This is a genomic window from Arthrobacter sp. Helios, assembly GCF_023167125.1.
Classification (GTDB): Bacteria; Actinomycetota; Actinomycetes; order Actinomycetales; family Micrococcaceae; genus Arthrobacter_B; species Arthrobacter_B luteolus.
The window spans coordinates 2,992,530-3,015,275 of the sequence record NZ_CP095402.1 but is presented as its reverse complement, the minus strand read 5'-3'; the positions used below and the strand labels follow the sequence as shown (position 1 = coordinate 3,015,275).

General features: G+C 64.1%; 26 protein-coding genes and 1 pseudogene. 10 read left to right on the top strand and 17 right to left on the bottom strand.

Annotated features, from left to right (window positions below; all coding sequences use genetic code 11):
• Nucleotides 1–28 precede the first annotated feature (28 nt).
• Both ArtHe_RS13745 and ArtHe_RS13740 read left to right on the top strand, forming a co-directional pair.
• The gene (locus tag ArtHe_RS13745; protein ID WP_248317469.1) at nucleotides 29–736 is read left to right on the top strand and encodes a hypothetical protein; all 708 of its coding nucleotides are present in this window, start codon (nucleotides 29–31) and stop codon (nucleotides 734–736) included.
• A 416-nt stretch (nucleotides 737–1,152) separates the two neighbouring features.
• A complete protein-coding gene (locus ArtHe_RS13740) occupies nucleotides 1,153–1,926 on the top strand; it encodes a DUF4839 domain-containing protein (protein WP_248317468.1) in 774 nt (257 codons plus the stop codon).
• A 109-nt stretch (nucleotides 1,927–2,035) separates the two neighbouring features.
• On the opposite strand, the pseudogene ArtHe_RS13735 reads toward ArtHe_RS13740, so the two are convergent.
• A pseudogene (locus tag ArtHe_RS13735) lies at nucleotides 2,036–2,260 on the bottom strand (formate/nitrite transporter family protein); the annotation flags it as partial.
• 318 nt (nucleotides 2,261–2,578) lie between these two features.
• Here ArtHe_RS13735 and ArtHe_RS13730 point away from each other — a divergent pair.
• Nucleotides 2,579–3,169 carry a hypothetical protein gene (locus ArtHe_RS13730; protein ID WP_248317467.1) on the top strand — a complete coding sequence of 197 codons (591 nt, stop codon included), beginning with the start codon at nucleotides 2,579–2,581 and terminating at the stop codon, nucleotides 3,167–3,169.
• Nucleotides 3,166–3,813 (top strand): sigma-70 family RNA polymerase sigma factor, encoded by a 648-nt coding sequence (locus tag ArtHe_RS13725; protein ID WP_248317466.1) that lies wholly within the window; start codon nucleotides 3,166–3,168, stop codon nucleotides 3,811–3,813. Before ArtHe_RS13730 ends, ArtHe_RS13725 begins: the two co-directional genes overlap by 4 nt.
• A 55-nt stretch (nucleotides 3,814–3,868) precedes the next feature.
• On the opposite strand, the gene ArtHe_RS13720 is transcribed toward ArtHe_RS13725, so the two are convergent.
• The 8 genes from ArtHe_RS13720 to ArtHe_RS17885 all read right to left on the bottom strand — a co-directional run bounded on the left by ArtHe_RS13720 (nucleotide 3,869) and on the right by ArtHe_RS17885 (nucleotide 12,940).
• Nucleotides 3,869–5,413: a DUF6297 family protein gene (locus ArtHe_RS13720; protein WP_248317465.1), complete on the bottom strand. Its 1,545-nt coding sequence runs from the start codon at nucleotides 5,411–5,413 to the stop codon at nucleotides 3,869–3,871.
• A 3-nt stretch (nucleotides 5,414–5,416) separates the two neighbouring features.
• Nucleotides 5,417–5,728: an ABC transporter ATP-binding protein gene (locus ArtHe_RS13715; protein ID WP_248319806.1), complete on the bottom strand. Its 312-nt coding sequence runs from the start codon at nucleotides 5,726–5,728 to the stop codon at nucleotides 5,417–5,419.
• 379 nt (nucleotides 5,729–6,107) lie between these two features.
• On the bottom strand, nucleotides 6,108–6,968 hold the full coding sequence (locus tag ArtHe_RS13710) for a DUF4062 domain-containing protein (RefSeq protein WP_248317464.1): 861 nt from the start codon (nucleotides 6,966–6,968) through the stop codon (nucleotides 6,108–6,110).
• A 618-nt stretch (nucleotides 6,969–7,586) separates the two neighbouring features.
• Nucleotides 7,587–7,940 (bottom strand): hypothetical protein, encoded by a 354-nt coding sequence (locus tag ArtHe_RS13705; protein WP_248317463.1) that lies wholly within the window; start codon nucleotides 7,938–7,940, stop codon nucleotides 7,587–7,589.
• A gap of 1,163 nt (nucleotides 7,941–9,103) precedes the next feature.
• The gene (locus ArtHe_RS13700) at nucleotides 9,104–10,294 is read right to left on the bottom strand and encodes a protein kinase family protein (protein ID WP_248317462.1); all 1,191 of its coding nucleotides are present in this window, start codon (nucleotides 10,292–10,294) and stop codon (nucleotides 9,104–9,106) included.
• Between the two features lie 493 nt (nucleotides 10,295–10,787).
• Nucleotides 10,788–12,212: a deoxyribodipyrimidine photo-lyase gene (locus ArtHe_RS13695; protein ID WP_248319804.1), complete on the bottom strand. Its 1,425-nt coding sequence runs from the start codon at nucleotides 12,210–12,212 to the stop codon at nucleotides 10,788–10,790.
• Nucleotides 12,213–12,397: 185 nt separating this feature from the next.
• Entirely contained in the window at nucleotides 12,398–12,631 is a 234-nt protein-coding gene (locus tag ArtHe_RS13690; RefSeq protein ID WP_248317461.1) for a hypothetical protein, read from the bottom strand.
• Nucleotides 12,632–12,817: 186 nt separating this feature from the next.
• Nucleotides 12,818–12,940: a hypothetical protein gene (locus ArtHe_RS17885; RefSeq protein WP_282568689.1), complete on the bottom strand. Its 123-nt coding sequence runs from the start codon at nucleotides 12,938–12,940 to the stop codon at nucleotides 12,818–12,820.
• 182 nt (nucleotides 12,941–13,122) lie between these two features.
• Between ArtHe_RS17885 and ArtHe_RS13685 the strand changes: the two genes are divergently transcribed.
• Together ArtHe_RS13685 and ArtHe_RS13680 are read left to right on the top strand one after the other, a co-directional pair.
• The gene (locus ArtHe_RS13685; RefSeq protein WP_248317460.1) at nucleotides 13,123–13,713 is read left to right on the top strand and encodes a hypothetical protein; all 591 of its coding nucleotides are present in this window, start codon (nucleotides 13,123–13,125) and stop codon (nucleotides 13,711–13,713) included.
• Nucleotides 13,710–14,318, top strand: coding sequence for a sigma-70 family RNA polymerase sigma factor (locus ArtHe_RS13680; RefSeq protein ID WP_248317459.1), 609 nt, complete (start codon nucleotides 13,710–13,712; stop codon nucleotides 14,316–14,318). Before ArtHe_RS13685 ends, ArtHe_RS13680 begins: the two co-directional genes overlap by 4 nt.
• Before the next feature lie 83 nt (nucleotides 14,319–14,401).
• On the opposite strand, the gene ArtHe_RS13675 is transcribed toward ArtHe_RS13680, so the two are convergent.
• The 4 genes from ArtHe_RS13675 to cynS all read right to left on the bottom strand — a co-directional run bounded on the left by ArtHe_RS13675 (nucleotide 14,402) and on the right by cynS (nucleotide 17,693).
• Nucleotides 14,402–14,839: a hypothetical protein gene (locus tag ArtHe_RS13675; RefSeq protein WP_248317458.1), complete on the bottom strand. Its 438-nt coding sequence runs from the start codon at nucleotides 14,837–14,839 to the stop codon at nucleotides 14,402–14,404.
• Nucleotides 14,840–14,940: 101 nt separating this feature from the next.
• Nucleotides 14,941–16,140, bottom strand: coding sequence for a hypothetical protein (locus ArtHe_RS13670; RefSeq protein WP_248317457.1), 1,200 nt, complete (start codon nucleotides 16,138–16,140; stop codon nucleotides 14,941–14,943).
• Between the two features lie 262 nt (nucleotides 16,141–16,402).
• Nucleotides 16,403–17,230: a formate/nitrite transporter family protein gene (locus ArtHe_RS13665; protein ID WP_066303512.1), complete on the bottom strand. Its 828-nt coding sequence runs from the start codon at nucleotides 17,228–17,230 to the stop codon at nucleotides 16,403–16,405.
• A gap of 10 nt (nucleotides 17,231–17,240) precedes the next feature.
• Nucleotides 17,241–17,693: a cyanase gene (cynS, locus tag ArtHe_RS13660; RefSeq protein ID WP_248317456.1), complete on the bottom strand. Its 453-nt coding sequence runs from the start codon at nucleotides 17,691–17,693 to the stop codon at nucleotides 17,241–17,243.
• A gap of 218 nt (nucleotides 17,694–17,911) precedes the next feature.
• On the opposite strand from cynS, the gene ArtHe_RS13655 reads away from it, so the two are divergent.
• Nucleotides 17,912–18,643, top strand: coding sequence for a helix-turn-helix domain-containing protein (locus ArtHe_RS13655; RefSeq protein WP_248317455.1), 732 nt, complete (start codon nucleotides 17,912–17,914; stop codon nucleotides 18,641–18,643).
• Between the two features lie 11 nt (nucleotides 18,644–18,654).
• On the opposite strand, the gene ArtHe_RS13650 is transcribed toward ArtHe_RS13655, so the two are convergent.
• The gene (locus ArtHe_RS13650; RefSeq protein WP_248317454.1) at nucleotides 18,655–18,882 is read right to left on the bottom strand and encodes a hypothetical protein; all 228 of its coding nucleotides are present in this window, start codon (nucleotides 18,880–18,882) and stop codon (nucleotides 18,655–18,657) included.
• Between the two features lie 80 nt (nucleotides 18,883–18,962).
• Entirely contained in the window at nucleotides 18,963–19,208 is a 246-nt protein-coding gene (locus ArtHe_RS13645; RefSeq protein WP_248317453.1) for a TetR/AcrR family transcriptional regulator C-terminal domain-containing protein, read from the bottom strand.
• A gap of 93 nt (nucleotides 19,209–19,301) precedes the next feature.
• Here ArtHe_RS13645 and ArtHe_RS13640 point away from each other — a divergent pair, with 93 nt between their 5' ends.
• Together ArtHe_RS13640 and ArtHe_RS13635 are read left to right on the top strand one after the other, a co-directional pair.
• Nucleotides 19,302–19,553 carry a DUF4386 family protein gene (locus ArtHe_RS13640; RefSeq protein WP_248317452.1) on the top strand — a complete coding sequence of 84 codons (252 nt, stop codon included), beginning with the start codon at nucleotides 19,302–19,304 and terminating at the stop codon, nucleotides 19,551–19,553.
• A 155-nt stretch (nucleotides 19,554–19,708) separates the two neighbouring features.
• On the top strand, nucleotides 19,709–19,921 hold the full coding sequence (locus ArtHe_RS13635; protein WP_248317451.1) for a hypothetical protein: 213 nt from the start codon (nucleotides 19,709–19,711) through the stop codon (nucleotides 19,919–19,921).
• On the opposite strand, the gene ArtHe_RS13630 is transcribed toward ArtHe_RS13635, so the two are convergent.
• Together ArtHe_RS13630 and ArtHe_RS13625 are read right to left on the bottom strand one after the other, a co-directional pair.
• On the bottom strand, nucleotides 19,918–20,694 hold the full coding sequence (locus ArtHe_RS13630; RefSeq protein WP_248317450.1) for a carboxymuconolactone decarboxylase family protein: 777 nt from the start codon (nucleotides 20,692–20,694) through the stop codon (nucleotides 19,918–19,920). The genes ArtHe_RS13635 and ArtHe_RS13630 overlap by 4 nt on opposite strands.
• A gap of 200 nt (nucleotides 20,695–20,894) precedes the next feature.
• The gene (locus tag ArtHe_RS13625; RefSeq protein WP_248317449.1) at nucleotides 20,895–21,713 is read right to left on the bottom strand and encodes an SDR family oxidoreductase; all 819 of its coding nucleotides are present in this window, start codon (nucleotides 21,711–21,713) and stop codon (nucleotides 20,895–20,897) included.
• A 135-nt stretch (nucleotides 21,714–21,848) separates the two neighbouring features.
• Here ArtHe_RS13625 and ArtHe_RS13620 point away from each other — a divergent pair, with 135 nt between their 5' ends.
• A complete protein-coding gene (locus ArtHe_RS13620; protein ID WP_066303524.1) occupies nucleotides 21,849–22,646 on the top strand; it encodes an IclR family transcriptional regulator in 798 nt (265 codons plus the stop codon).
• The last annotated feature ends 100 nt before the right edge of the window (nucleotides 22,647–22,746 follow it).

The window sequence follows — 22,746 nt, the reverse complement described above, 5'->3', positions numbered from 1 at the left end:
ACCTGGAATTTTCGGGTAGAAATGGCAGATGTCCACAGTTGAAACCGGCATTCCCGCCGTGCTTGCCACTCGCCTATCTGCCGAACAGGCGCATCAAAAAGCTTTTCTCTGGAATCGAGCCAAATGGGAACCCCTTGTGAGTGATATTCCGGATGCCGCGGCGGCCCTCAAAGACCTCCCCAACGAACTCGATAGGGACGCCGTGCGCGGCGCTGTGCAAGGCAATCTTGTCCGCGAGCGTGTGCTGGGCGCGCTGGTTCCGGTCCTGATCTGGGGCGGTCCGGGCCGCTACGGCCCCTACCGGGCACGCCGCATCCTGACGGCGGGCACCAACACCGCCGGCGGAGCAGTGGAGACGGACATCCGGGAGCAGCTCATCAAAGCCGGGGATATCGTGCGCGATGAAAACGCTGCTGCCGAAGCGTTCCGGTTCATGAATAACGAAGGCAGAATCAAATTCCTAGGTCCGGCCTTTTTCACGAAATGGCTGGCCTTCAGCTCGATGACCGATTCGGTCGACGGCAAGAACGTTGCACCTATTCTCGACAAGCGGGTGCGTGACTGGATCTTCCAGAACACAAGAGGCACGGACCAGATCAATCTCCGGACGACGTCGACCGCGCACTACCAGCGGTACCTGGATTTATTGGATGCTTGGGGCGGGCCGTACGGTCGCACCCGTGCACAGGTCGAGCTCGCTATTTTCGACCTCACCAGGGACCGGCCTGCAGTTTGAGAATGCCGCCGATTGTTACTGTGGCCGATGGCTGAAGAACACGGACACCCCACCTCAGTCTGCCTCCAGCTGGACCGGGTGAACTGCCGGGTCCAGGCTCATTCCTTGAACTCTGAGAAGTTCAAGCGTGGTCGTGCCCTGATACGGGAGATGCCCGGCGAAGACCACAAAAGGTCAGTGCCGGCCTGCGCGAGCAGGGGCTGCCCGGCGTCGGACCCAGATGCGAATGATGCTGTTTGGGCTGGCCTCGCTGGCGGCTGACCGACGCAGAAGAGTCAGGCATCCCTACGCTCACGATCCCGTTGCCGGGCTATTCCTGATTGGCTCCTGGCACGGGCCTGCATACCGCGGTCAGGCGGCAGAAATTGCTATGCTCGTCACCTATATATGAGGCCTATTGGGGGAGCCGAAGCCGCGTGGCTGACAACGAAGTGCAGTACGAGTTCAAAACGGTAAAGGCAATCCGCGGCGCTGAAGCCCGGTCAACGTCGAAGTGGGAAAACGAAGGGTGGGAGTTCGTCTCCCAAGACAAAGGAACGTTACGGTCTGAGATTACGTTTCGACGTCCAAAACGGAAGACGCCTTGGCGCCTTTTTGCGGTCGGGGGCGGCATTGCACTCCTGATTGCCGCAGCGATTACTGTCGGCGCGATCCAAGACGGAAGCGGAAACGCCGCAGCCGATCCGGTTGCGTCACCGGCCCAGACAAAAGCAACCGAAGAGGCAGGCCCTGCATCGGCATCACCGGAAGCGAGCCCGAGTGAGCAAGCATCCGAGACCGCGGAGACGGCTGAGCCAGAGGAAGTGCTCACCGTTGAGAACAGCAGTGACTTAGCGGCCCTGCTGGCCATCACGGACCACTGCAGCGAACCAGTTGCCGTCTTCGCTGCCCAGAATAAGGGGAAGACCATTGCGTTCGACGGAAGCATCGGTGCCATGAACCCTCATGGCGACTACAAGACGCGGTACGACATCTTGATCGGAGCCGGAGATTTCAGCGAGACCACTTCGCCTGGGCCAGCATTCCAGTTCCGTGATGTGAACGCCACATCCGACATGCATTTCACGGATACCAACCGCCCAGACACCGTTGGCGTCGGTGACAACCTCCGCGTTACGGCGCGCGTTGTGGGTTTCGAGGAGAGCTCCTGCCTCTTCCTCTTGGATCCTGTACGCACGTCTTTTAGGTGATTGCCGGGTTGGAGTTTTTCCCTCGGTTCGGAGGGTAGGGCGGCCGAAACGGGCCGGCTCACGGGTACCCAGATGCCGGCCCGCCGCCGCCGTCGTCGTTCCAAAGAACCTAAACCTTGACCTTCGCCTCAAACTGCCGGCTCGGCGCGGTCCGCGCATGCGTCCCGTAGATCATCAGGCCTACGAAGGTTAGGCCACACACCGGGTTGCCAAGCACGGTCGGGATCTCGTTCCAGATCAGGTAATCCATGAGCGTGAACTTGACGCCGAGCATCAGGCCTATCTGGGACAGGAACATGTGCACTGCCGAGTGCTCAAAGCCCATGTAGAAGAAAGAGCATGATCGCGCGGCCCACCTCGCTTACCTCGGACGAGAAGCCGTAGGTCCAGGCGATCGCCATCAGCAGAGTAGGGTCAGCGTGCCGCATCGGCTCTTTCCGCAGGGCGCCGAGTTCGGGGCCGATAGGCGGGAACGGTTACCTCCCCGCCCGCAGCCAGTGGCTACTATTCGTCCAGCGACTACTTTCTCCGGTCCTTGGTCCATCCCAGTCCCAATACTGAGTGACCTAAAGGATTTGTGGGTCTTCGTGGACAATCGCGGGGTCTGCGGCCATGTAGTGGGTAAAGCTTCTGTCAGGAAGGTGACACCCTCATGAATGATCTCGACTTGGAAACCCGGATCCGGGCAGCGGCACCGCAAGTATCGCAGCCGCTGGGGTTGGCTGAGCACAGTACGCGCATCCTGGAAGGGGCGCGGAGACGACGTCAGCATCGCCGTCGCGTCTGGGCGGCCGGCGCGGCGGCTTCCGCTGTGCTTGTCGGCGGCGGAACAGTCGCTGTGGCCGGCAACGGTATGCAGACTCCCTGGGGGTGGACAGCCGACAACGTTTACCAGTTCCCTGGACCAAACGGCCAGACCTGCTACTCCGGTCTCAGAGTAGACCCGGATGGAGTTCCAGACGATGCGCCGGAGGTTGCCGCCGCCTGTGAGTTCGTCGCGGGGCTAGACCTCGACACCCTGGACACGTCCGCCGCGAGAGCTCGTGCGGACGCAGAGAATGACAAACCGTTCGACGACGGCACCCCAGGTGTTCTGCACTCCAGCCCGGACGAGATCACACAGTCCGCCATACACGGGACCGTTGCCGACCTCCTGTTTGCGGAGATGGAAAGCCGCGGCCTGCGAACCCCGGAAGGACAGGGCCCCGTGAGCCTGTTCAGCATCACGCAGGGCTGCCAATGAGGAACGCGAGCGACACGGCGTCCTTGATCGACGAGCTCGTTCGCAACAATGCCGACGACTTGCTGCGCTATTTCCAACGCCGTCTTCTGAACGACGGCGATGCCGCGGAAGCATACGGAGAGCTGCTGCTCACCGCGTGGAAGTTACGCCGGCGTGTGCCGGCAGACCCAACTCAGGGGCGGATGTGGCTGTTCACCACCGCACACAACGTACTGCGGGACTCCAGCCGCAAATCGGCCCGCCGCTCCGCTGCAGTTGAACGCCTGGTGAAAGATATGCGGCTCCAGAGCGAACCGGCACAGGATGACACGGCCCTCGAGGTGCGGGATGCACTCGACCGCCTGCCGGACGAGGACGCCGAGCTCATCCGCCTGACGTACTGGGACGGCCTGGCGTCCCACGAGGCAGCGGCCGTCTTGGGTATCAATCCATCAACCGCGCGGTCACGGCTGTCGCGGGTAAAACAGGAGTTGCTCACCGCGCTGGGAGAGGCTGATGGCGATGGAAGAGATCTGCTCCGGGGACTGCGGCACCACCTACGAGGCAACCCCGCAACGAAGGTCGCAGAGTCAGCCGTCTTGCGAATGTTCCCGCGGATCGAGGTTAGTGTCTGCCCCTACAAGGGCATCCACGAGCCCTCGTAGACCCTTTCATGCGTGTCGCGGCTGGCTCCAGCCGGGGCGAAACCCCGCAAATGACCTATTTGGGACCCGAATACATCGCGGCAAGAACACACACCGCCGAGAATCCAGCCTGCGCCAGCAGCAGCACACCGGGCACATACCCCAGGAACAGCCCCAACAACAGGGGAACCAGCGCCAGCAACGTCGTATCCAGTCCGCGGATCATCGACCCGGCCTGGGCGCTCGGCGCCGGGCCGAACACAGTGTCCGTGGGCGGAATGGTCCAGTCGGGCTGGACCCGGTAGGCGCCCCGCACCGCCGACGCGCCAAACCCCACAGCAGCCAGAGCGCCAAGGGCAATCAACGCCGGGCTGCCGACACCGAGCAGCACGAGCGCGGCGCAGAACACCGCAAACCACAGCGCCAAAGCAGCGGCCGGCATGACCATCCGGCTCAGCCGCACCGTTGCCGGCGACAACGGGAGCAGCATGTCCAGACCCGGCGTAATCGCCGTCCGCCTGGCCACCGCACCCAAGGCCGGCACGGCAGCACAAACCATGACCGCAATCAGGGCCAGCTGGACCAGTATCGGCTGCGCCCCACCGGTCAGCAGCAGGACCAAACACAGCACGAGCAGCACAACCGGACGCACCCACAAGCCCGGCGTCCGCACGAACGCAATAGCATCAGCACGCAGAAGCGCGCCGAACGGCGTCCGCCCGCCCCGCGCGTACCAGCGGGCGGCGCGGGCGGAAGCAACTCCGTGATCGGTGGACAATGACCGCCCCCGCTCGTTCGGGTCCATCAAAAACACCGCAGCGCCGGCATGCCCGGACACCGCACCGCCGCGGATGAGTTCCCGCCCCGGGATCCTGTCCAGACGGGCATTAACGAGCAGCCCCAGCGCGGCGGTGACGCTCAGGGCAGTTACAGCCAGAGCCCAGGACCCGGCAGTGACCCGCAACGGCGTCAGACTCAGCAACGCCAGCACCAAAAGGCCCGGACCCAGACCCGCGCGCCCGCCAGCCCCGGAACCCGAACGCTCCGGCTTTGCCTGCCGCAGCGCCGCGAGCAGCACAGCGGCGGCGGCCGCCACCCCAAACGTTCCGGCCGACAGGAACTGGCCCCACACGCTCGCCCCAACATCGCTAATGAACCCCAGCGGCAGATACGCCACCGACGCGCCCGCCCACACCAGCAACAGGCGCCGGACCAGCCGCCCGGCCACCATCGGCCGCCGGTCCAGCGGCAGGCTCAGCCACCAGTACCCCTCGGGTCCGCTGACCGACGCCGGACCGAACTTCCGGGCCACGGTCATCACCGTCACCAGGGCCGCGAAGACCAGCACGGTCACTGCCGCACCGTCGGGCAGGGCGAACGACGGCGGCGCCACCAGAGTGCGCCCGGAACCGGCGTTCCAGGCCTGGGCCACCTGCTCACGCAGGGCCAGAACGAGTCCCTCGGCCAGGGCTGCAATAGTCCCCAGCGCCAGCACGGCGGTGTAGACGTCGACAAAAGCATCCCGGAACCGGGTCCGGCCGCGGGAAAACGCCCGCGAGGCCTGCCGGGTGTACTGCACCAGGTTGAAGGAAGGAGGTGCCTGAGTGGCCTCAGTGGTCATGGGTCAGCGTCCGGCGATTTCCGCGGCGGCGCGCTCGGGCGCGATCTCCCGGCCGTCGTCGTCAATGAGCAGGCACCGGCGCGCGGTGGCCAGCAGCAGCGCCGGATCGTGGGTGACCAGCAGGACCGTCCCGCCGCCGTCGGCATAGGCCTGGATGCGTTCTCCCACCCGTTCGCGCATGACCGGGTCCAGACGCTGCTCCGGTTCGTCCAGGATCAGCAGCGACGACGGCCGGATCAGGGCCGAAGCGAGCAGCAGCCGGCGGCGCTGGCCGGAGGAAACGGAGGCCGGAACGGCGTCGGCCCGCTCCTGCAGGGCGAAGAAGGCCAGTTCGGCGTCGACGGCGTAGCCGGTTTACCTCACCCACGGCCTCCGGTGGCTACTATTCGTCCAACGACTACCTCCTCCGGTCCTTGGATCATCGCAGTCCCAATATAGAGTGATCTGGAACATTCGTGGAGTGCCGTGGACAATCGCGGGGTCTGCGGCCATGTAGTGGGTAAAGCTCCTTCCAAGAAGGCGCCACCCTCATGAATGATCTCGGCTTGGAAACCCGAATCCATGCAGCGGCCCCGCAAGCATCCCAGCCGCTGGGGTTGGCGAGTGGAGATAATTGTCCAACAGACTAGCGGTCGGCGGCGGCCTGGAGGTTCCCAGCCAGGACGGTGGTGGGGTGCTCCACGCTTCCGGCTTGTCAGCCCACGTGGACTTCCTTCGACTTTTCCTCGCCGTCCTCTGTCCACAACAAGCGGACCGCAGGCTGCCCTTCCCCGCCCATCATCATCATGACGGGAACAGTTCGTACCTGCCCACGATGGATGGTGGTCGGGCTGTCGTCGCTGCCGCCCAAAACCATACCTGCGTCAGAGTTCGCGACCTCGATTCGGAAATTCTCGGCGTCCTCGTCACCCTGATTGATAATCTCCAGCCATCGTCGAGTGGTGTACTGAGGCTTGCCCTGTCGGCTCAGCCCCTTCATCTCCCGCTCCTGCCGGGGCTGCACTAGAAAGTCCACACCGACGTTGCGCTTAGGTACGTTCGGAGCCTCCAAATCAAGTTGCGCAAGATCGAATTCGATGGCCTTCCATACTTCGTGGCTCAGCTGGCTCGGGGTGCTGAATTCTCCCAGCAGGCCTCTCTTCAACAGGGCCTCCTTGAACTCGCGCACGGCGGCCAGCTGTTCGACGTCCACATCGTTGGGCAACGGACCGTTGGAGAAGTAGACGTGCACATGCTTGCCCTGCTGTTCGGCGCGTTCGATTTCTTCGACAGTGCCTGAAATGGCCTCGCCGGTGGGGCTGCCTAGACGGCTACCGAACAGCGCGAACACGATGTCGGATTGGTCAACACCTTGGGCGTTGATGAGCGCTTGCGGTCTATCCCCCAGCGTCGGGACCGCGTTCTCCTCCCAGCGCCACGGCAATAGTACAATTTGCCTGTTGCGCGAGTGAGCCACATTCCAGCTACGAATAGCTTCTTCCATGGCATCCCGGGCGTGGGGTAGATCGGACGGAGAGGCGATCATTACGCTCAAAACGTGCGCGGTATAGGTCATATCCACATCCTAAATGCCGGGTCAAAACCACCGCCGGGCCGCCCCGCGCCAGACGCTTCTATGATCCCCGGGAATGGTCGAACGGATAAAAGTACCCTAGCTTTCGGTCCGATCACATGCGGGCAGTCTTGGCAGTCAGTGCAGATCGGGAGTGCCCTCCCACCCAGCACGGACCCGTCTCTATACTGGCTCCGGGATCTTCAGAAGCCGCCCTCAGCTGCGCTCCCGCATGATCTTTTTCTGCCTTGTGGGTGGCTGGGTATCTCCGTCATACAAGGCCACCGATCGTAGCCGTCCGGGAGTCCGTCCAGGCAATCCACGCGCGAACCCGAGCCAGCGCGGTCTCTGCGCTCCCTTATTTTCCCGGCCTGTGCCCGCACTCTCCGCGATTGACAGTCCACCCTCGACCGGCTGAATCGGTGGGGGCCTCGCATGGCGGGGCAGAAAGGAGGTGTGGCTCATGAGCATCGACTACGCGCTGCAGCAAGAAGCGCCTGAATGGCTGATATCGACAGGGCGCCCCGGTCGGACGGTCCGGGACGCCCAAGGTCTATCTGAAAGAGACTCTTTACCGGCGGTGGCCGATGCAGGATAAGTAGACGATCGAACGATTCCGGACTACAGCACACCCGCGGCTGAGAGGCCGATTTCGACGGCGGTTGCACAGCCAATCATTGTTCCAAGAAGGCCTAATGCATCGATGGTTTTCAATTCGTTCATTCTGCGCGCACGCATAAACGAAAAGCTGAACCAGAAGGCAGCGGCAAGTGATGCACCGGCGCCGATGAAGGCAATAATTTCCCTCTGACCGGTTGCCGATGCTTCCAGCCGCTCCGCGCCACTCCAAGTCGGCCACATGGCATACATGGTGCAGGCGGCAAGGAGGATTATCCATGTTCCAATGAAAATACCCAGATCAGATTTTTTGGGGTTGGGCATGGGTTTCTGGGGATCAGTTTTATTGAGGCTCATAGGACAAAGACCATAAGGCCACAATATTAGGCACGCCAAAACGACGCCCACAGTGGTCATCGAAAAACGCGGTCGCCTTCAAGAACAACACTTGCAGCACCGGTTTTCGATGGCGCGCTTTACCAGGGAACCGGGCGTCCGCTGCGCGGTCAGCTCCCTGGCCCGGGTGCCCCGTCGCAGAGCTCCGGCCACCCCGGACTAGATTTGTCTACGACGTGTTTTGCTGCTGTCCTGCGGAGTATGTGTCCCCGCTTCGTAGCGTCAACCGGCTGCGCCAGCTATGCGCCAAGGAATCCCGTCGTCGCTCCTACGTCGCTTATTTCGTCCCAGGATTCCCGGTCCCTTGCACCTGCGGCGTTGAGCACTGCTCCGTTGGGAACAAGCGAGCAAGCTTGCCAGCAGGCACACCCCGGGGGAGAGGCCAACTACTGGACCACCACAGGCCCCGAATCCACCCCAACCACAGGAGCAAAACCACGAATGAGCAGTTCACCACGCACGACACCAGCGAACATGTAACCGCCCCGCGGCTGCCCCAAGATGACCGTACCGGCAGCGTGTACGACTGGGCGGAAAACCTCAAAGGCACCCCTTGGGACATTCGGGCCAGTTGGGGCAGCGGGGGCAGCGACGCCGGAAGCTGGCCCTACGTCATCTTCGCCTCGGCCAAACACTCCGACGCCGACGGCCTCCTTTATGGGTACGGGCTCTACGTCGAGGGCGACACGGAAACCCAGTGCTTCCGCTCACAGACCGCTTGCCGTGAAGCAATCACCGAAGTGGTGTTCGGCTTTTGGAAGTTAGGCCAGTCGGACGGACCGGTGGACCTGCCGCCGAACTGCCCAGCCGTTTCCGGAAGCCCCATTTCAGTTGGATCTCTGGACGGGCGACCGTAGAGTAACCGCCCAGCCGGCCCCGTCCCTTCCCCGAGACGGCGCGGTCGGCCCAAGTCCAAAGACAACACTAGCTGCCCTCCGCTTCGCTCCGCACTGGATTTCCGGCCGCTCCTTCGTCAGGCCGGGCCACTGCTGCTGGCTTTTCACCCCGCTAGGTAACGGGGCAGGCCCTTCCCGTTCCGTTACCGTATGGATACGCCGCTATGGCCGAGTTGGACGCCCGGGACTGGGTAGCATCGGCTGGTTGCAGGGGGACGCCAGTCAAGATCAAGCCTCGGCTCCCGTCGCAGCTCTCGCCGCAGGGGAGGCCTCCAAATGCTCAACATCCGCAATAACCTCGAGCACAGAGCCATAGCGCTCCATGAGATCAGGGGCTGTGCATTTTTGGACTATGCGGCTGGCCGCATCCGCTCCACTCGTTAGTGCGTCTCGTCCGGTGAAGATGTACGAGAGCACCCAGCCAATTGAGTACATCTCGTTGGGAACGTCGTAATCCTTGAAATTGTGGAGCTGCGGATCGCGGATCGTTCCGCGCATCTCGGTTTGGGTGCGCGTGAAGCGGGATGCCTGGTCCTTGACAAGGCCGAAGTCGGAAAGCTTCACGAGAACGGCCCCGCTGCCGAATACCTTCAACAGTACGTTTTGAAGACTGATGTCGCGATGAAGAAGCCCTTGGCTGTGGATGTAGCTGATGCCGTACAAGAACTGAAGGGCGACCCGCTTCCGAGTTGAGAACTGTAGCTTGGTATTCCGCTTTGATATGTAAGCCCTGAGGGTCTCGTCGCAGAACTCCATCCGATACTCGTTGCGCGCCTCGTCGAACTTGTAAACTTCCACAACGTACGGGAAGCTAAGCCTTTTCATGACGTCGAATTCTTGGCGGAATCGCTGTAGGTCACGGTCACTGAGGCCTCGTTTTGCTCGCTTGACCGCAAATTTTATTCCATAGTCCGGATCAACGTATCCGTAAACGTTGGCGTACGAGCCGCCGCCGATCATCTTGAGTTCGACCGGTGCCCGCTGCTTCTTCAGGGTTACTGATGAGGAAGTTTCGCTGAAAACTCGTTCGTATTTGATGATCGTGACAGGTTCGAAGTCCTCCGGCACTGGGCTTCCGCTACTCGGGGAGAGCCAGGGCTGGCACCGCTCGATCGCCTCCTGGTAGCTGTCGATCAGCTTAATCTCTATGCCGCCGCGCTTCAGGGCGTATAGGTCCTCTTTCAGGTCCTTGATCAGCTCAATTAAGTCCCTGCTGGGTATAGCCCAATAATGTCTCGTAGTTACGGCCCTGCCGTTGATGGCCTCAAAGTGGTCATTTAGCGCCTCGTGCAAGACGGCGAACATATGGCCCCAGGGCCCTACATCTTCATAAAGGCGGGAGAAAGCTGGCGAAGAAGCGCGTTCTTCGTACTTGTCTTTCAGATCGGTCAACATCAACGCGAGGCCGTCTACGGGCACACGATTCTCCGCTCTTTGATTGTGTGGTTGTCAACATCCAACCAGACCCGGCAAACCGGAGCACGCTGGAGGCTTACTTTGGTGCTTGCCGTGCTTGCCGTGCTTCCGGCGCGTCAGCGTGTATCCTTCGGGACTGCCCCGGTTTTCGTTGATTCTGCCTGGCGGGGTTCAGACGCTGCTCCGTTCGGCGTCGACGGCGGCGTCCGGGTTCCGGGACCGAGTGACCGCGGGCGACCAGCTGCAGGTGCTCGCGCAGGGAGAGGGAGGGGAAGAAAGCGTCCCCGTCGAACAGGGCGGCGACCGAGCGGCGGAACGGGATCGCGTCCTCGTTGACCGGCAGTCCGTGGCCCGGACCTCGACGTCGAGCATCTGCTGCTTCCCGGCGATGGTGGTCACCTCAGTGTCCCAGGGGACGTGCCTGCGGCCGGCACCGCGGGATGCGGGGTGGCGTAGGAGACGGGCAGGTCCATGCCAGCGGAGGTGACCGTGCAGCTCAGCGAATACTCTCGTAGGCCTCAAGCGCGTGTCGGCGGGAATCCAGTAGGTCCACGAGCGGCTCGGGATAGGCGGGAGTCAGCGCGTCCGGCACCCAGTGGGCGATGTACTCACCTTGGGGATCAAAGCGTTTTGCCTGTGTCTGGGGATTGAAGATCCGGAAGAACGGTGCTGCGTCCGCGCCGGAGCCTGCGACCCACTGCCAGTTGGCGGGATTGCTCGCGGGGTCTGCGTCCACCAAGGTCTCCCAGAACCATTCCTCGCCCACCCGCCAGTGGATGCCCAGGTTCTTGATCAGGAAGCTGGCGGCGACCATCCGCACCCGGTTGTGCATCCAGCCAATGCTCCAAAGCTGCCGCTGGCCGGCGTCGACCAGCGGAATTCCTGTCAGCCCGGCCTTCCACGCATCAAGGGGGTCCAGGCCATCAGGCCAGGATCCCGACGGCGATTGCGCTGCCTTCCCCCGCAGGATTGCCGGGGTTCGCGGTCCCGAGCCCTCAGGATGTTCCCAGGGAAACCCGTCGAAGGCCGGCCGCAGGTTCCTGGTGGCCAAATCCGGGTTGTGAAAGAGCTGGTGCCAGCAGAACTCACGCCAGCCAATTTCGGTGCCGAACACATCCGGCCCGGGCCCGTTCCCGCGCACACGGGACAGCGCGTGCCACACCTGGAACGGACTCACATGCCCCCACCGCAGGTACGGGGAGAGCCGGCTGGTTCCGGCCTTCGCCGGACGGTCGCGACCGTCGTCGTAATTCTGCACCGGGCCGGCCAGGAAGTCGCTGAGTGCGGACAAGCCGGCTTCCTCACCCGGGGTCCAGGCTTCCGCCAACCCGGTAGCCCAGTCCGGATGCAGCGGCAGCAGGTTCCAGTCCTGAAGGTCCTCCCCGGCGGGGATGCCGTCCGGCGGAGCCGCATTCTTGTCCGGAGCCGGAAGGGGAGCCCGGAAATCCATTGCGGACACCGTTCGCCAGAAGGGAGTGAAAACGCGGTACGGTCCGCCGCCGCCCGTACGCACGGTCCAGGGTTCATGCAGCAGCGACGCCTGGAAGCTCTCCGCCTGCACATCCGTGCTCGCCGCCCACTCCTTGACCGCAGCGTCAACCTCTCGCTCCGGCCCGCCGTAGCGCCGATTCCAGAGGATCCGCTCCGCGTCCACCTCCTGCGTGAACGCAGGAACGACGTCGCCGGCCGGCCCCCGCAACAGGACCAACGGAATGCCCAGGGCTTCAAGATCATGCCGCAGGGCCTGCAGCGCATGATGCAGCCACCATTTGGCGGCGGCACCCAGCGGCCGGATGCCCGGTGATTCCTCATCCAGAACATAGAGGGCTACCGCGCCGCCGTCGTGCGCTGCGGCCAAGAGGGCAGGGTTATCAGCTGTGCGCAGATCGTCACGGAGCCAGGCGATGGAAACCACGGGCAGGTCCTTTCTTTGGATAACACGACCCTATCCGTGGACCTTGGCAGCGGTCCCGCGCCTCCACTTTGGGTAGGGAACACCAATCCAAATTTGCGGATACAGCACCGACGCGCCCGCCCACCGGCAGCCAGCCGGCGGGCCAGCCGCCCGATCACCATCGGCCGCCGGTCCAGGGGTAGGCTCAGCCACTAATACCCTTCGGGTCCGCTGGCCGAGGCCGGACCGAACTTCCGGGCTACGGTCATCACCGTCACCAGGGCAGCGAACACCAGCACCGCCGCTGCAGCGCCGTCGGGCGGGGAGAACGACGGCGGCGCCACCGTGCGCCCGGCGGCGTTCGTGCCCCAGGCCTGCGCTACCTGCTCCCGCAGGGCCAGGACGAGTCCCGCGGCCAGGGCTCCGATAGTCCCCAGCGCCAGCACGGCGGTATAGACGTCGACAAAACATCCCGGAACCGGGTCCGGCCGCGGGAAAAAACCCGCGAGGCCTGCCGGGTGTAGCGGACCGGATTGAAGGGAGGAGGGGCCCGAGTGGCCTCAGTTGTCATGGGCCAGCGTCCGGCGATTTCCGCGGCGGCGCGCTCGGGCGCGATCTCCCGGACGTTGCCGTCAATCAGCAGGCACCACTGCGCGGCGGTCAGCAGCAGCACCGGGTCCGTGGGTGACCAGCAGGACCGTCCCGCCGTCGTCGGCATAGGCCTGGATGCGCTTTCCCGCGCGTTCGCGGCGCATGGCAGGGTCCAACTCGTGGCCACCACAGCCAGTGGCTAGTATGCGTCCAGCGACTACCTACCTCCGCCCCTTTAGCCATCGCCCTGTATTGAGTGATCCGGAGAAACTGTGGACTGCCGTGGACAATCGCGGGGTCTGCGGCCATGTATGGGTAAAGCTTCTGTCAGGAAGGCGTCACCCACATGAATGATCTCGACTTGGAAACCCGAATCCGGGCAGCGGCCCCGCAAATATCCCAGCCGCTGGGGCTGGCTGAGCACAGTATGCGCATCCTGGAAGGGGCGCGGCGACGACGTCAGCATCGCCGTCGCGTCTGGGCGGCCGGCGCGGCGGCTTCCGCTGTGCTTGTCGGTGCCGGAACAGTCGCTGTGGCCGGCAACGGCCTGCAGACCCCCTGGGGGTGGACAGCCGACAACGTTTACCAGTTCCCTGGACCAAACGGCCAGACCTGCTACTCCGGTCTCAGAGTTGAGCCGGATGGAGTTCCAGACGATGCACCGGAAGTTGTCGCCGCCCGTGAGTTCGTCGCGGGACTCGACCTCAACACTCTGGAGACGTCCGCTGCGAGAGCTCGCGCGGAGGCAGAAAACGACAAACCGTTCGGCGACGGCACCCCCGGCGTCCTGCACAACAGCCCGGAACTGATCGAACAGTTCGCCGTGCACGGGACCGTAGCTGACCTCCTGTCTGCCGAGATGGAAAACCGTGGCCTACGGACCCCGGGGCAGCAGGGCCCCGTGAGCCTGTTCAGCATCACGCAGGGCTGCCAGTGAGTAACTCGAGCGAGACGGTGTCGCTGATCGACGAACTCGTCCGAAACAATGCCGACGACTTGCTGCGGTATTTCCAACGCCGCCTTCTGAACCACGGCGATGCCGCGGAAGCATACGGCGAATTGCTGCTCACCGCTTGGAAGTTGCGTCGTCGGGTGCCGACAGACCCTACCCAGGGGCGGATGTGGCTGTTCACCACCGCACATAACGTAGTGCGGGATTCCCGCCGAAAATTGGCCCGCCGCTCCGCTGCAGTTGAGCGCCTGGTGAAAGTTATGCGGCACTTGAGCGAACCGGCACAGGATGACACGGCCCTCGAGGTGCGGGATGCACTCGACCGCCTGCCGGATGAGGACGCCGAGCTCATCCGCCTGACGTACTGGGACGGCCTGGCGTCCCACGAGGCAGCGGCCGTCTTGGGTATTAATCCGTCAACCGCACGGTCACGGTTGTCGCGGGTGAAGCAGCAGTTGCGCACCGCGCTGCGAGAGGCTGATACCGAGGGAAGGGAGCTGCCGACGACCCCGGCACCCTTTGCGGGACAACCCCTCAACGAGAGTCGCAGAATCAGCCGTCTTACGAACGTTCCAGCTGATCGAAGTTAGTGTTTCGAATCCCGGGGGATCAAAGGCTTCGGATCGTAGTGTTGCTGCTGTAAGCGGTGTTTGGACGCTTGGTTTGGTCTGGCCTAGCGACGGTAGTTCGAGCAGGTCTTGAAATACTCGCGCACCGTGGCCGGATCTCCGGCCTTGGCCGGCGCGATCACGCTGGAATCAAAGACCGCCGGATTGACCATGTTTGCCTGGATTGCGGGCAGCTGCGTGAATTTGGACAGGTACGCCATGCCATCCGCCTGCCCCGGCGCGTCATTGCCATCCACGGCCTGCAGATAGGAATCCATCCAGGCGCACAGCCAGTATCCGGCCACCAAGGTGTCCTGGATGCCGTCCTCGATCGACGGCATTTGGGCCGACGGGGTCTGCTGTGGTTCGGTGAAACCCGCAGCGCGGATCTGCCAGTCCGTGCCCGGTGGCAGCGGTTCCGGGAACTCGGCTATGGCTTCCACCACGGCCTGGTCGAAGCAGTCCGGCTTAATGGTGTCCATGGCCGCCGTTCGTGTCCCCATGTGTTGTATCCCCCCCCGATTGTCAGCTAACCAGACACTAGACGGCGGCTGATCCGCTCCCTGCGCGTGCCCGCGGGGCCTGGCGTGCCCCCCGGCCGGGATTACTGAACCGGGGGAGGCGGCTGAACCGGGGGCGGCGGGGGCTGTCCGCCGTCGTACCTGGGCCCGCTCTCCGGACCTGCGCCCGGGCCGTAGCCATCCCGCGACTGTTCGCTTAGCCGCCGCCAGGGACGCCGGTCGTAGATCGCCAGGAGCTGCGCACCGAGACCAAAGAACACCATGGCCAGCCAGACGAGGATGTTGAGCCACGGAATATGCAGCGCAACGATGAGGATGAGGCCTCCGACGAGCGCCTTGATCACCGGATGCTGGTTCCCGCGGAAGATGAGCCTGCCTATGTAATACGCGGTAAAGACGAAGGTTGCCAGCGTGAGTGTGATCCATACCAGCAGGATGGCCAGCGCGACGGGCGCCCCGATGACCGTGACCAGAAGGATCAGCACGGCGAACGGAACGGCGATCGATGCCACGAAACCGACCAGCAAAGCTTTCCACGGTTGGGGCACCAAGCGGTCGGTGACACGCTGCAGCAGACGGGGGAAGAGCCAGCCTGCGATCACCGTGATGAGGCTCAAGGCGACCAGCGCATAGAGCAGCCCTAGGAGCCATCCAACGAACTTTTCACCCGGCGACGGCTCTCGGTCGGGCTGCGGCGCGATGCGCTCCACGGTGCCACTGACCGCGCCGTCGGCGATGTCCGCATCTTCGTTGGAGTTGTACGTCAGGTTGCCGCCGACAGTCCCGTCGATGGTCAGATCCCCGACGCCGACCTGGACATCACGGCCGATCGCGCCGGCGATGGAGATATCGCCCGCGGCGCCCACCAGATCGTTCCCGAAGGAGCCGGTATCGGTGACATCGACAGTCGACGCGAAGATGGTGCCGCTGCGCGTAACGTCGCCGCTTATGGTCACGTCCTGCCCGGCCAGGCGCACGTTTCCGTCAACGTTTCCGGTGATGGTGATCGTCTGGCCGGCTGCGATCACATCCCCTGTGACGTTTCCGCTGATCGTGATTCTTTGTCCCGACGCGTACACGTCCCCGGAAACGTCGTCCCGGACGTCGATGTTCAGTCCGCTGTAGTACTGCGGGCCAGACCCGTCGTTCGTTACCGCAGTGGATAAGAACTGCGGGCTGGACGCCGGGGAAGAAGCGAATGCGCCGGTCCCCGTCAGAAGAAGCAGAATGACGGCGGCGAGAACTGCTGAGAACACCCGCCGCGGGGGAGAAGGAAGTCTCATCGGAATGCCTTTCCGGTACCTGGGTCCGCCTGATCGTCCTCACCGGAGGGCTGTTTGCAGCGGCGTCCTGTGACCTGGGGCGGACGCGCACACCGGCACTGTGGCCCCGGGGCCAATGTCTTCAGTGTCCAGCAGATAGCCGCCGCACAATAGAGGCGGCGGGCCCGGTTGGCGGGCGCTGAGCATATTCCTACCGACGGAACGGGCCGGCACCCGGAGCCAAGCTCCCGTGCCGGCCCGCGCCGTCGTCGTACTTGTGAACCTAAACCTTCACCTTCGCCGCGAACTGCCGCCCAGGCGCCGTCCGGGCGTGCGTGCCGTAGATCATCAGGCCGACAAACGTCAGGCCGCCCACCAGGTTCCCGAGCACCGTGGGAATCTCGTTCCAGATCAGATAGTCCATCAGCGTGAATTCGCCGCCGAGCATCAGGCCGATCGGGAACAGGAACATGTTGACCACCGAGTGCTCAAAGCCCATGTAGAAGAAGAGCATGATCGGCATCCACATGGCGATCACCTTGCCGGGCAGGCTGTCGGACATCATCGCGCCGACGACGCCGGTGGAGACCATCCAGTTGCACAGCACCCCGCGCACAAACAGGGTGAGCATCCCCGCTGCGCCGTGTTCCGCGTAGCCTACGGTGCGGCCCTCGCCGATGTGCCCGATCGCCTGGCCCACCTCGCTGACTTCGGAGGAGAAGCCGTAGGTCCAGACGATCGCCATCAGCAATGCGGTGGTCAGGGCGCCGGCGAAGTTGCCGACGAACACCAGCCCCCAGTTCCGGAGCATCGAGTTCCAAGTGACGCCCGGGCGTTTGTCCAGCCACGCCAGCGGCACCAGGGTGAATACACCGGTCAGCAGGTCGAAGCCCATCAGGTACAGCATGCAGAAACCCACGGGAAAAAGGATCGCCCCAAGGAGGGGCGAACCGGTCTGGGTGCTGATCGTGACGGCGAACGCCGCAGCCAGCGCCAGGATGGCACCGGCCATGTAGCTGCGGATCAGGGTGTCCCGGGTGGAGAGCATCACCTTGGAGTGCCCGGCGTCGATCATTCGGACCGCGAAGTCCTTCGGAATCACATAGCTCATCGCAGGCTCCCTACCACTGGTACTTCAGGAATTTGCCGTCGATGATCACGCGGACGCGGTCGCCGTCGGGATCTTCGCGCCGGGTCAGCTCGACGTTGCAGTTGATTGCGCTCATGATGCCGTCGCCGAACTCCTCGTGGATGGCTTCCTTCAGCGCCGGGCCGAACACCGCCAGCAGCTCATAGAAGCGGTAAATCGTGGGATCGTCCTTCAGCGAGTCCCCGGCAATCCGGTACGGCTGTTCCTGCAGCGCCAGCACAGTGTCCGCATCCAGCTCCAGCAGCTCCCCCGCTTTCTCCGCCAGTTCAGGCGGCACCGGGTGGGAGCCGAGCAGTGCTGCGATGGTCCACAGCAGCGGCCGGTCCAGCTGCTCGGCAATCTCCGCCCAGGAGGAATCCGAACGGGCGACGGCGCTGCGCACCTTGAGCGTGGCCTGGTCTCGTGACGTGTTCCAATGAGCCATTTCGATCTCCTCCTGAGTTGCATTCCGGCACTTGCCACAGCATCAACGTAGAAGGCGGCCGAGCGCCGGACCCAGGCTTTTTGCGAAGACCAGTCGGCAAAAAACGCAGCGAGCCCACCCTTTTACCTGCGCGAAACAACCAGGCAACGGGTCCGCCTTCCACGCTTCGTACCGTGTAGAACTGGGGGCCGTTTGAAATCCACAGGAAAGGACCGGAGATGGATCTGCTGACACAGGTGGTCCGTGAGGCGCCGGTTCCGCTGTGGGTCATCGACCCCCAGGGTCTCGTGTCCCTGGCGAACAAGGCTGCCATCCGTTTCCTGGGCTACCGGGGAGAGGACGACGTCGTCGGCGGTCCCAGTCATGACCTCCTGCACTGCCGCCGCCCGGACGGATCCCCGTACCCGGAACACGAGTGCCCGATCGTCGGCTCGGGCGGCTCCGCCCCGGCGTCGGAGTGGTTTGTGACCCGCGCCGGGGACGCGCGCCCGGTGCAATGGACCACCCGCAGTATGGGGAGCGACCTCGGCACGCTCCTGAGCTTCAGCCCTCAGCCGCGGGCCCAGACGCAGATTGTGCGGGAACTGCGCAGCCGCGGGCCGGCGCCCCGGACGCCTGCGGTGCAGGTCCGGGCCGAGCTCCGCGGGTCCATGCTCCGCACCATCGAAGCCCGGTTCACGGATCCGGAATTCACGACGGCGGAACTTGCCGCCGGTGCGCACCTTTCGGTCCGTTCGGTGCAGGCGGTCTTCGCCGAGGCCGGGACGTCACCGGCCGCCGAAATCCGCCGAGCCCGGCTGGAACATGCCCGTACCCTGCTGGCGCAGGGGGCCGCTGTGCAGACCGCGTGCCTGGCGTCGGGATTCCAGGACCCCGGGACTTTCAGCCGCGCTTTCCGGCAGCGCTACGGTGTGGCTCCCAGCCAGGTGCCGGCGTTGTTGTCCGTTTGAGCTTTTGAACCTTAGCCGAGGCGCTCGGACTGTTCCAGGACATCTCGATGCAGGGCATCCGCGCTCTCGGGCGTCCTGTTTCGTCCGGACCTCTTGTCGATGACCACCTCGTTGATGCCATACGGGATGATCAGGGCAAGAGGCAGCAGAGTCATGAGATACCAGGGACCCCAGCCCAGGACCAACGGCAGGAAAGCCAGCACAAAAAGAAACTGGTGGATGATTCGGTACGACTTCACGGCTGCCCCCAGCTACTTGGAATTCGAGCACATCGCCACAAAACGAATGCTACTGCGACGAGCATAGGTCAGTCGCTGAATCAGGATGTTCGTAAAGTCTCGATACCGTCCAGCAGGACTTCCAAACCCACAATGAGCTCCGCGTCGCAGTCATATCCGTCCTTCGCGAGCTCGCTCACCAGCTCGAGCAGGTAGGGGTACCGCTCCGCTGCCGCTGCGTCCTCGCCGTCGTCGGTGGCGGCGGCAGTCTCTGCAGATCCCACCGGGGTTTCGAAGGACAGCGTCTTCTGCTGCAGCGCGAAGCCAAAGACGTAGGCATCCAGCATCGATGTGACATGCACGGTGGTGCGGTAGGAAAACCGCTCTGTCGCAGGCGCCCCATCATGGCATTGTGCTGGCGGAGGTTCTCCGTTCCCGGTTTGCCAGCACCCTATGTTGCGGCCCGGAGCATGGAGTGTGCGCTGATCGTCGTCGGAATCGGCAATGGGCTGCTGCTTGGCTTCCTGACGTACCGCTCGCAGCTGGTGCCGCGGCCGATGGCCCTGTTCGGGTTGATCGGCGGTCCACTGATGTCCCTGTCCGGCATTGCCTTCTCTTTTTGGTGCCTATGGGCAGACATCGGTTCTCTCAGCGCTGCTGACCCTGCCGCATCATTTGGGAAGCCTCACTAGGGATCTGCCTGACGTTCGCGGGCTTCCGGACCCTGCGGAACGTCGACGGGCGGGCCGCGGAGACGAATCCCGTGTAACACCTCTGTGTCCGGCGAGGTCGACACAGATGTTGGGTGGTCTGCAGGATCCCTCAACTTTTGTGATTGGGTGGCCCGATGGATGAATACGTTAGTTCAGGCACATTCTGGTTCACGCTTGCCGTGATCAATGCCGGTCTGGCTGAGCAGAAGAACCGGTCGCGGTGGATTTGGTTCCTCGTGTCGATATTGCTGGGGCCGATCGCCACCGTCCTGATCGTGGTGCGGCGGGCACCGGAGCCCGCGGTAGCGGCCAAGGCCGGCAGCGACGGATCCAGGTACCGGACCTAAAGGTCCTTCACCGCACGGATGGCGGACACGGCCCGGGGGAAACCGACGTACGGAAAGCAGTGGACCAGGGCTGCGATGATCACCGTCTTGGAGTTGCCCACCTGGAGGCAGGCGCGGCCGTGCGGGCCGAGCTGGGCGGAGGTGTCGCCGATCGCGGCCAGGGCACAGAGCGCAAACAGTTCACGCTGCGCGAGGGTAAGTCCGCCGCGGGTGTAGAAGTCACCGAAGCAGAACTCGGTCAGGAACCGGGGGAGGGCCTCGTTAAACGGCTGCGGCAGGTCGGCGAGATTGTCCTTAATCTCCGTTCCGTACAGCGGCTCCTGCTCGGCGAGCCCGCGCTGGTACCGGCCGGCGTCGTCGACCGTTCCTTGAACCGGCAGCGGCAGCGAGATGCCATGGTCGCGGAATGCTCCGTTGACCGTGGCGACGGCGTTGAGGGTACGGGGAAAACCGATGAAAGGTGCCAGCTGGTACACCGCTTCGCGGATCTGCACCGGCGGCACACCCACGCGAAGCGCCGCTGCCGTGTGGGCGCTCAGCTGCGGCAGGGTCTGCAGGCACGCCAGGACGGTGACCGTGATCAGCTCCCGGGTCTGGTCATCCAGTACTCCGGTGCAGAAGACATCGCCGAAAATGAAGCCGCGCAGGATCTCCATCAGCTCCGGATCGTCCTGGTGGGCGTCCGGGTCCCGCGGACCGAACAGCCGCGCATAGGTTGCCTCGGCCTGCTCCCGGCGGGACGGGGAACCGGAACCGGAATCCGATCCATCCATGATGCGCTCCTTGGCCCTGACACGTAGGGACGCTGGGGTGCGGGGGACTGTCAGGCGCAGATTGTTGTGAAAAGCAGGCCCAGCGATCGCCGCACTCATTCCATGCAAGCACGCCCCGGCGGCGCCGCGCCAGCGCCCCGGACCGTTCGCCGGACGCAGCATCTCATTGGACGGTCCGCTGGTGCCGGCGGGAGCCGCCGTCAGGCATCCTGGCGCAGGTTGTTGCCCGCGGTTTCGCCGCCGTCGATCGCGATGGCGGCGCCGGAGACAAACCGGGATTCGTCCGAAGCCAGGTACAGCACCAGTGAGCTGATCTCCTCCACCTGCGCGGCCCGGCCGGCAGGAATCTGCCCGACGCCGCGCTGCAGTCCGGCGGTCAGGGCGGTCTCCACGGACCCTGGATGGATCGAGTTCACCCGGATTCCATCCGGGCCGAAATCGAGCGCGGACGTTTTCGTCAGCCCCTGCACCCCCCACTTCGCAGCGGCATACGCGGCGCGGTTCTTGAAGCCCACCAGGCCGGCGATCGAGGACACGTTGATGATGGAGGAGGACTCATTCCTGCGCAGCTGCGGCACGGCCGCCTTCATGCCGAGAAACGAGCCGGTCAGATCGATGTTGATCGTGCGGTTCCAGTCCTCGATGCTGGCATCCTCTGCGTTGCCCGGAGTGTAGATTCCGGCATTATTGACCAGGATGTGCAGGGCGCCGAACCGGCGGACGGTGGATTCGACGGCGGTCAGCCAGTCACTGAAGCTGGTCACGTCCAGCCGGGAGAAAGCAGCGGCCTTCCGGCCGGCGGCGTCGTTGATGCCGCGGGCCAGTTCCCGCCCTGCCGCTTCCTGCAGGTCCGCGATCATCACGCTGGCCCCCTCGGCGGCGAGCATCCGCGCGTGCGAAGCGCCCATGCCCTGGGCGGCCCCTGAAATCAGTGCGACCTTGCCGGCCGCCCGGCCCGCGGCAGGGGCCGGTCCCGCCGGAGGCGTGTGTGGATGTGGGCTGGAGATGTTCTCGCTCATGACCGCCACAGTAGAAGCCCGGCAGCGCACCACAGGGGACCCGTTCCATTCAACGGTATGATCGGGATCATGTTTTGGAGCCAGTGCAGGGTAGCGCACGGCTCCGCCGGTGCAGGATCTGCGAAAGGTGGCACGGTGGCCAACTCACCCTCGGGGGAATCCGTGGTTAACCGCGTGGTGCGCCTGCTGGCTGCCTTCACCGACGAGGAGCCGGCGCTCCCGCTCCGGAAGCTGGCCCGGGAGGCGAACCTCCCGGTCTCCACGGTTCACCGGCTGGTCGCGGAGCTTGAAGTGGAGGGTCTGCTGGAGCGCGACGCCGAAAAGCGGGTCCGCCACGGGCACCGGCTCTGGGAGCTGGCCAGCCGCGGATCCCGCGCGGCGAACCTCCGCGAAGCCGCCCTGCCGGTGATGGAGGACCTGCTGGCGCACAGCGGCCACCACGTCTCGCTGGGAGTCCTTGAAGGGACGGATGTGCTCTACATTGAACGCCTCGCCTCCGACGCGTCCACGGTGAACATCACCCGGGTTGCCGGCCGGCTGCCGGTGCACGGCTGCTCCGCCGGACTGGTTTTTATGGCCCATGCGGCGGAGGAGGAGCAGGACCGGTTCCTGCACCGGCGGCTGGAAAAGCTGACCGAAGCAACCGTCACCGATCCCGAGCAGCTGCGCGGCGTCCTGGCTGCGGTCCGGCAGTCCGGTTTCTGCTCGATGGCCGGGATCATTGTTGAGGAATCCAGCGGGATCTCAGTTCCCATCTTTGCGCGGCGGGACCAGGTGGTGGCCGGGCTGACGGTGATCGTCCCGCTTGGTCAGGAGGCCCTGCCGGCGATCGTTCCGCAGCTGAAGATGGCTTCCCGGGCGATTACCCGCCGCCTTGGCTACGTGCCGGCCGCGCCGGGGATGCAGCGCCGCAGCGTTCCGTCCGCCAGCTGAGCCGCCTTCGCGGGCTCAGGAGCTGCCGCTCCGTTCAACGGAGCAGGGGTTCGAATGAATGGAACACCCTCGCCGAACCGTGTGTGACCCCTGTCACGAT

Bases quoted from the DNA above. Each gene is read 5' to 3' on its own strand.
- ArtHe_RS13745 (WP_248317469.1), top strand. From the start codon at position 29: ATGTCCACAGTTGAAACCGGCATTCCCGCCGTGCTTGCCACTCGCCTA.
- ArtHe_RS13730 (WP_248317467.1), top strand. From the start codon at position 2,579: ATGAATGATCTCGACTTGGAAACCCGGATCCGGGCAGCGGCACCGCAA.
- ArtHe_RS13725 (WP_248317466.1), top strand. From the start codon at position 3,166: ATGAGGAACGCGAGCGACACGGCGTCCTTGATCGACGAGCTCGTTCGC.
- ArtHe_RS13720 (WP_248317465.1), bottom strand. From the start codon at position 5,413: ATGACCACTGAGGCCACTCAGGCACCTCCTTCCTTCAACCTGGTGCAG.
- ArtHe_RS13710 (WP_248317464.1), bottom strand. From the start codon at position 6,968: ATGACCTATACCGCGCACGTTTTGAGCGTAATGATCGCCTCTCCGTCC.
- ArtHe_RS13705 (WP_248317463.1), bottom strand. From the start codon at position 7,940: ATGAGCCTCAATAAAACTGATCCCCAGAAACCCATGCCCAACCCCAAA.
- ArtHe_RS17885 (WP_282568689.1), bottom strand. From the start codon at position 12,940: ATGCGCCGCGAACGCGCGGGAAAGCGCATCCAGGCCTATGCCGACGAC.
- ArtHe_RS13685 (WP_248317460.1), top strand. From the start codon at position 13,123: ATGAATGATCTCGACTTGGAAACCCGAATCCGGGCAGCGGCCCCGCAA.
- ArtHe_RS13675 (WP_248317458.1), bottom strand. From the start codon at position 14,839: ATGGGGACACGAACGGCGGCCATGGACACCATTAAGCCGGACTGCTTC.
- ArtHe_RS13670 (WP_248317457.1), bottom strand. From the start codon at position 16,140: ATGAGACTTCCTTCTCCCCCGCGGCGGGTGTTCTCAGCAGTTCTCGCC.
- ArtHe_RS13665 (WP_066303512.1), bottom strand. From the start codon at position 17,230: ATGAGCTATGTGATTCCGAAGGACTTCGCGGTCCGAATGATCGACGCC.
- cynS (WP_248317456.1), bottom strand. From the start codon at position 17,693: ATGGCTCATTGGAACACGTCACGAGACCAGGCCACGCTCAAGGTGCGC.
- ArtHe_RS13655 (WP_248317455.1), top strand. From the start codon at position 17,912: ATGGATCTGCTGACACAGGTGGTCCGTGAGGCGCCGGTTCCGCTGTGG.
- ArtHe_RS13645 (WP_248317453.1), bottom strand. From the start codon at position 19,208: ATGCTGGATGCCTACGTCTTTGGCTTCGCGCTGCAGCAGAAGACGCTG.
- ArtHe_RS13635 (WP_248317451.1), top strand. From the start codon at position 19,709: ATGGATGAATACGTTAGTTCAGGCACATTCTGGTTCACGCTTGCCGTG.
- ArtHe_RS13630 (WP_248317450.1), bottom strand. From the start codon at position 20,694: ATGGATGGATCGGATTCCGGTTCCGGTTCCCCGTCCCGCCGGGAGCAG.
- ArtHe_RS13625 (WP_248317449.1), bottom strand. From the start codon at position 21,713: ATGAGCGAGAACATCTCCAGCCCACATCCACACACGCCTCCGGCGGGA.